At 70.4% G+C, this 6,935-nt stretch carries 6 protein-coding genes; 5 read left to right on the forward strand and 1 reads right to left on the reverse strand.

Features of this window, described 5'->3' with window-relative positions; genetic code table 11:
• Window positions 1-461: 461 nt before the first annotated feature.
• The 4 genes from ACFU6K_RS26260 to ACFU6K_RS26275 all read left to right on the forward strand — a co-directional run bounded on the left by ACFU6K_RS26260 (window position 462) and on the right by ACFU6K_RS26275 (window position 3,225).
• Entirely contained in the window at window positions 462-626 is a 165-nt protein-coding gene (locus ACFU6K_RS26260; RefSeq protein ID WP_181970620.1) for a hypothetical protein, read from the forward strand.
• A gap of 94 nt (window positions 627-720) precedes the next feature.
• The gene (locus ACFU6K_RS26265) at window positions 721-1,014 is read left to right on the forward strand and encodes a Dabb family protein (protein ID WP_049650156.1); all 294 of its coding nucleotides are present in this window, start codon (window positions 721-723) and stop codon (window positions 1,012-1,014) included.
• Between the two features lie 315 nt (window positions 1,015-1,329).
• Entirely contained in the window at window positions 1,330-2,175 is an 846-nt protein-coding gene (locus ACFU6K_RS26270) for an RNA polymerase sigma factor SigF (protein ID WP_380666975.1), read from the forward strand.
• 144 nt (window positions 2,176-2,319) lie between these two features.
• On the forward strand, window positions 2,320-3,225 hold the full coding sequence (locus tag ACFU6K_RS26275) for an RNA polymerase sigma factor SigF (RefSeq protein WP_380666977.1): 906 nt from the start codon (window positions 2,320-2,322) through the stop codon (window positions 3,223-3,225).
• Here the strand turns inward: ACFU6K_RS26275 and ACFU6K_RS26280 are convergent.
• Window positions 3,212-4,201, reverse strand: coding sequence for a tyrosine-protein phosphatase (locus tag ACFU6K_RS26280; protein ID WP_380666981.1), 990 nt, complete (start codon window positions 4,199-4,201; stop codon window positions 3,212-3,214). The genes ACFU6K_RS26275 and ACFU6K_RS26280 overlap by 14 nt on opposite strands.
• A gap of 354 nt (window positions 4,202-4,555) precedes the next feature.
• Between ACFU6K_RS26280 and ACFU6K_RS26285 the strand changes: the two genes are divergently transcribed.
• The gene (locus ACFU6K_RS26285; protein WP_380666979.1) at window positions 4,556-6,916 is read left to right on the forward strand and encodes a hypothetical protein; all 2,361 of its coding nucleotides are present in this window, start codon (window positions 4,556-4,558) and stop codon (window positions 6,914-6,916) included.
• The last annotated feature ends 19 nt before the right edge of the window (window positions 6,917-6,935 follow it).

The raw sequence follows: 6,935 nt of genomic DNA on the forward strand, positions 1-6,935 counted from the left end.
GGACGGGCCCTCGGCGTTTGTGCACCCGCGTCGTGAGAGCCGCGGAGGCACCGCCGGAGCGGCCCCGGACATGGGAACGGCTCCGTACCCCGGGCCGATGACCACCGGTGCCCGGTCCGTACGGAGCCTGGAGGGGGAGCGGTTCGGGGGGACTGACCGCTCCCCCGACGGAGTCCCACAACCGGCGCCGCGTCGGGGGGGAAGCCGCGGCGACCGGTCCCACAGCGGGGAGCTCCGGATCCATGCACCGGGGATTCCTGCCAGATCCTCGGTACGTCTTCCATCCTGCCGCCCGGCCCGCGACCGGGCATCCGGAGAAAGGCCCCACTCGCGGGGACCTTCGTCCCGCCGGCCGAACGCGTCGCACACTTGATAGCCCGTCCGGGTGGATAAGCTGCCCCCTGCAGGCCGCTCGGGGACCGGATGACGGCGGCCCACAGCTGGGAGGAAGAGGTCACCCGATGGCGCAGGCGAAGAAGATCGGCATGGCCCTCCTGCTCATCTTCGTGCTCTACTCGATCATCACCTCACCCTCCCGGTCCGCCGAGCTGGTCCAGCTCGGCTTCGAGGGGATCTCGAACGCGGCCAAGGCCGTCGGCACCTTCATGACCGGTCTGATCAAGTGACGGACGGCCCGGACCCATTCGGGTAGCGGTCGGCCCCCGGGCACCGGCTACGGTGAGCGGGACCCTCTGTCCCCGTCCGCGAGGAGCGGCAATCGTGATCCGCCACCTGGTCCTGTTCAAGCTCAACGAAGGCGTCAGCAAGGACGAAGAGCGCGTGCTCGCCGGCGCCAAGGCCTTCGACGCGCTCGGCTCGGTGATCCCCGAGCTGCGCGAGTGGGAGTGCGGCTGGAACACCACCGAGCGCGACATCGCGTACGACTACGCGATCAACAGCCTGGTCGAGGACCGCGACGCCCTCCAGGCCTACCTGACCCACCCGGACCACCAGGCCGCGGCCGGCCTCTGGCGCGAGTTCGCCACCTGGGTGATCGCCGACGTCGAGGTCTGAGCACCCGTCCGGCCCCCACCCGTCCGACCCGATCCACCCGGAGCCCGACCCCGGCGCTTCCCCCGGACGGACCGCGGCGCCCCGTCCGGCTTCCGGGCGGGGCGCCTTGCTCCGTCCCGGAACGATCCCCGCGGCGGTTCGCCGGCCGGCCCGGGAAAGGTTGAACGGCCCACCAACACACCTCCATCGGGTGCTTGCCCGACCTGTGCCCACCTTGTGATGCTATGACCGGTTTTGCCGGACATGGCGAGGTCGTGAACCCGCCGTGGCACCCGCTCCGCAGGGCCCGCCGTTGACGACTTTGGGAGGGGTGAGGTGTCCGTGGACGAAGTGCTGGCTGCGATCACCAGCCCGGCCGGCGAGCTCCGACCGGACCGGCTGCGCGGCCCCGGAGGCCGCCCCACCGTGGACGTCAGGACGCTGACCCGGGTGCTGTTCGAACGGCTCGCCGAGCTGCCCCCGGACGCCCCCGAGCGGGAGCGGGTCCGGGCCGCCCTGATCGAGGTGAACATCCCGCTGGTCCGCTACGCCGCCACCCGGTTCCGCAGCCGCAGCGAGCCGATGGAGGACGTCGTCCAGGTCGGCACCATCGGCCTGATCAACGCGATCGACCGCTTCGACCCCGGCCGCGGCGTCCAGTTCCCCACCTACGCGCTGCCGACCATCCTTGGCGAGATCAAGCGCTACTTCCGGGACAACGTCCGCACCATGCACGTCCCGCGCCGGCTCCAGGAGCTGTGGGTCCAGGTCAGCGGCGCGATGGAGGAGCTGACGGTGCTGCACGGCCGGGTGCCCAAGGTGCCCGAGATCGCCGCCAGCCTGCGGATCCCCGAGGAGGACGTGCGGGCCTGCCTGGACGCCGGGCGGGCGTACAACGCGGCGTCCCTGGAGGCCGCGCAGGAGCACGAGGGCGGGCTCGCCCTGCTCGACCGGCTCGGCTACGAGGACTCCGCGCTGGCCGAGGTCGAGCACCGGGACATGGTCCGCCACCTGCTGGTCCAGCTCCCCGAGCGGGAGCGGCGGATCGTGATGCTGCGGTTCTTCGCCAACCTGACCCAGTCTCAGATCAGCACCGAGCTGGGGATGTCCCAGATGCACGTGTCCCGGCTGCTCTCACGGATCCTGACCAGGCTTCGGACCGGCAACTCCTGGGAAGAGTGAGATTGCAGCCAGTTACCCCGGCGTGACATCTTGCGACGTTCGGGTTTGCCGTGGACCGTGTTCCGGTATGCAGGGGGAAGGCCCTCGCCGGGAACCACCGCGCGACGGCCCCCGTTCAACTGACAGTCACAAGGGGGTGGGTGCATGTCCGGAGAGCTGGGCACTGCGGAGATCCACGCTGGCCAGGCCAACGGCACGGCCGTCGTCGAGGACCTGGTCCCGCGGCAGCGGGTCGAACCGGCCCGGCCGCCCGGCCCCGACACGGGACCGGAGACGCCGCCCGGCTCGGTGCTGGACACCCGGACGCTCTCCCGCTCGCTGTTCCTGCGGCTGGCCGCGCTGGACCCGGGCAGCGCCGAGCACACCTACGTCCGCGACACCCTGATCGAGCTCAACCTGCCGCTGGTCCGGTACGCCTCGGCGCGCTTCCGCAGCCGCAACGAGCCGATGGAGGACATCGTCCAGGTCGGCACGATCGGCCTGATCAAGGCGATCGACCGGTTCGACCCGGAGCGCGGGGTGGAGTTCCCCACCTTCGCGATGCCCACCGTGGTCGGCGAGATCAAGCGCTTCTTCCGGGACACCAGCTGGTCGGTCCGCGTTCCGCGACGGCTCCAGGAGCTGCGGCTGGCGCTCACCAAGGCCGGCGACGAGCTCTCCCAGCGGCTGGACCGCTCCCCCACCGTCGCCGAGCTGGCGGCCTGCCTGGGGGTCAGCGAGGAGGACGTGGTCGAAGGCCTCGCGGTCGGCAACGCGTACACCGCCAGCTCGCTCGACTCCAGCACCGGCGAGGAGGACAGCGACGGTCCGCTGGCCGACCGGCTCGGCTACGAGGACCTCGCGCTGGAGGGCGTCGAGTACCGGGAGTCGCTCAAGCCGCTGCTGGCCAAGCTGCCGCCGCGCGAGCGCCGGATCATCATGCTGCGGTTCTTCGGCAACCTCACCCAGTCGCAGATCGGCGAGGAGATCGGGATCTCCCAGATGCACGTGTCCCGGCTGCTCACCCGGACGCTCACCCAGCTGCGCGAGGGGCTGATCAACGAGGGCTGAGCCGGCCGCCGGGAGCCGGACCGCCCCGCTCGGCTCCCGGGTCGTCCAGCAGGTTGGCGCGCAGCCCGGCCAGCACCTCCCCGTCCAGCCCGAGGCCGTCCCGCCAGAACGCGTCGAAACCGCCCCAGCCGGCCGCGACCTCGGCGAAGGCCGCGTCCAGGTAGCCGCCGTCGGCGCGGAAGACCGGCAGGAGCAGCTCGGGCTCGCGCATCAGGCCGCGGGCCCCGAAGTCGTCCAGCACCCGCCGTACGACCGGGGCGGAGCGCTCGTTGGTGAGCAGGTAGTCGGCCAGGACGGTCTCCCGGTCCACCCCCAGCGCGGTCAGCAGGAGGGCCGCGGCCCAGCCGGTGCGGTCCTTGCCGGCCGAGCAGTGGAACAGCAGCGGCGGGCCCTGAGGGTCCGCCAGCAGGCGCAGCAGGGCGGCGAAACGCTCGCGCGCCACCTGGTCCGTGACGAACCACCGGTAGAGGCCGGCCATCCGGGCGGCCGCCCGGCCGTCGCCGAGCAGCGCCCGCTGGCGCTCCGGGTCGTGGTCCGCCAGCGCGTCGCGGACCAGCAGAACGATGTCGAAGTCCGCCGCCAACAGCGGCAGGTGGTGGAGCGTCACACCGCCGGGCAGGTGGTCCAGACCGGTCTCGCGGACTTCGGCCATGCTCCGCAGGTCCACCACGCTGTGCAGGCCGAGCGCGCCGAGCGGGCCGAAGTCCTCGGCGGTGACACGGTTCAGGCCATCGCTGCGCAGCGCCACCCCGGGCCGGAGAATCCGCCCGTCAGCCGTCCGGTACCCGCCCAGATCACGGGCATTCAGCGCACCTCGCAAACCGAGACTGCGTCCGACCAGCGGCGTTCCGCCCGACTCCGGTGACGCATTCCGTACACTCGGGAATCCCCCGGACTCGGTATGCTGATCGGCCATGTGAGCACCTCCATTGCATATTCGGACTGTCACATGGCACAGCCGTGCCCGATATTGCATGAACCTGCCCAACTGGGCGGCGAGATGTGCAAGAGTGTCATGCGCAGCGACGACAGTGTAGGTGTCCCGCCCGCCCCACTGGGCCGCACCGTCGGTAACCACGTGTAGCAGTCAGCTTCCGGTTTTTCATTTTCAATTCACTATTTGCGCCACCGGTCCGGTTCCGGTCACAATCAGCGCCTTCATGGCTTCGCCATGAACGTTGGTAACAGGTTCGCTGCACTCTCGCCCAATTGGTCCCACGCACCACCGTCCCTCGACCAGGATGGGCCCGGGCAGCCTGCTGCCCGCGAACAGCTACACGGGCAGGCGGGCGCCGAGCAGCGTGACGCCTGCACCAAGGGGAGGATCACCATGGGTCGAGCGACCCGAAGAGTCGCCGCGTGCGCGGCGGCAGTCCTGCTGGCCAGCGGCTTGCAGACCACCCTGGCCCACGCCGACGCGGCACCGCCCAGGATCGACCTCACCGTCCTGGTCGTCGACGACGGCGGCCCGTCCGTCGCTGCCATCACCGCCGAGTTGAAGAGCCAGGGCACGCCCTACAAGGTCATCAGCCTCAATGACCCCAACCGTCCCGTCATCAACTCCGCTTTCCTGAGCGACACGGTGAACGGCCAGCCCCGGGGGAAGTTCCAGGGCATCGTGCTGCCCAACGAAAACCCCTTCCCCAACAGTGCCACCGAGATGACGGCGATCGCGACCTACGAAGCCGCATTCAACGTCCGCCAGATCGACGCGTACACGTGGGCCAACCCGGCGGTGGGGCTGAACTACGCCCAGAATCCCGGATTCGTGGGCACTCTCGACGGATTCCAGGGCGCCACCACCGCGGCCGGAACTTCGGGCCCGTTCGGGTACCTCAAGGGCAGCGTCCCGTTCGAGGACAACGACCCGAACGTCGGCGAGAGCTACGGTTACCTGGCCACTCCGCTCGCCAGCCTGCCGGCCGGCGCCTCGTTCGTCCCGCTGGTCGACGCGCCGATACCCAACACGGCCAGCCGCGGTTCGCTGGTCGGTGAGTACACCCACGACGGCCGCAAGGAACTGGTCGTCACGTTCGTCTACAACCAGTACCAGCAGCAGTACCGGCTGCTGGCCCGCGGCATGGTCGACTGGCTCACCCAGGGCGTCCACCTCGGCTACGACCGCAACTACTTCGCCACCCACGTGGACGACGTCTTCCTGGCCGACGACCGCTGGGACACCGTGCTCAAGTGCACCCCCGGCGACGTCACCTGCCCGCCCGGCACCCCGGACACCGCCAACCCGATCCGGATGACCGTCGACGACGCCAACCACCTCAAGCAGTGGCAGGCCGCCAACAACTTCACCCTGGACATGGTGTTCAACGGCGGCGGCAGCGAGGACTGGAAGGCCGACCACCAGACCACGGTGGACCCCACGGCGAACCAGATGATCGCCGACCAGAACAGCTACCGGTGGGTCAACCACACCTACACCCACCCGTACCTGGGCTGCGAGCAGAACGTCACCGTGGTGCCGTGGGTCTGCACCAAGAACACCGCGGGCGCCACCGTCTGGGTCGACCAGAACACCATCTCCTCCCAGATCAAGACCAACGCCGACTGGGCCACCGCGAACGGCCTGGGCTTCGACCCGCAGTCCCTGGTCACCGGCGAGCACTCCGGCCTGCTGACCGCCCCGCAGGAGACCAGCGACAACCCGAACCTGGCGCCGGCGCTGGCCGCCAACGGCATCAAGTTCACCGCCAGCGACGCCTCCCGCGAGACCGGTCAGCGGCCCGTCGGCTCCGCCCTGACCGTGCCGCGGTACCCGATGAACGTCTTCTACAACGCCGGTACGGCGAAGGAGGAGGCCGACGAGTACAACTGGATCTACACCAGCAAGGCCAACGGCGGCAGCGGCGTCTGCGAGAACAACGCCAACTCCACCTGCCTGCCCCAGCCGCTGGACACCACCACCGGCTACCAGTCGTACATCGTGCCGCTGGAGGCCCGGATCGACCTCGGCCACGTGCTGAGCAACGACCCGCGGCCGCACTTCGTGCACCAGTCGAACCTGTCCGAGGACCGCATCCTGTACCCGGTGCTGGAGAAGATCCTCGGCACCTACCGCTCGCTGCACGCGGACAGCGCCCCGATCGTGAACCTGAGCCAGCGCGAGATCGGCCAGGAGTTCCAGCGCCGCGCCGCCTGGAACACCGCCCTCGCCTCCGGCCAGGTCACCGCCTACCGGGTCGGCAACACCGTCATCGTCAACGCGCCGTCCGGCGTTCAGGTCCAGGCCACCATGCCGACCGGAACCGCTCAGAAGCTGGCCATCGGAACGGGCGGGTTCGGTTCGTCCTACGCCGGTACCCTCTCGGGTTGGGTGTCCCCGGGCGCGCTGCAGAGCAGCGTCACCCTGCAGCTGCCGGCCGCGCCGGCCGCCCCGGCCGCCGTCGCGCCGGGCGTCGCGGCCAGGTCCGTCCCGGCCCCGGCGCCGGCGGACAAGAAGGTCGTGCCGCAGGGTGTCGCCACCCCGGTCCCGGTGGGCCCGAGCGACACCACCCGCAAGCCCGCTCCGTCCCTGGTCCCGGGTAGCGGAACCCCGGTGCCCGGCAAGGATGTCCTCGCTGGCACCATCGGTCAGGGCGGCAACGGCCACGACGACAAGGCTGCGACGAAGAACGGCAAGGCCTCTGGGGGGACGGCCACGCCGAGCAGCACCACCGGACGCTCCGGCAACCGGTAACCGGCAACCAGCACCACCC

It is taken from the genome of Kitasatospora sp. NPDC057512 (genome assembly GCF_042802135.1).
Classification (GTDB): Bacteria; Actinomycetota; Actinomycetes; order Streptomycetales; family Streptomycetaceae; genus Kitasatospora.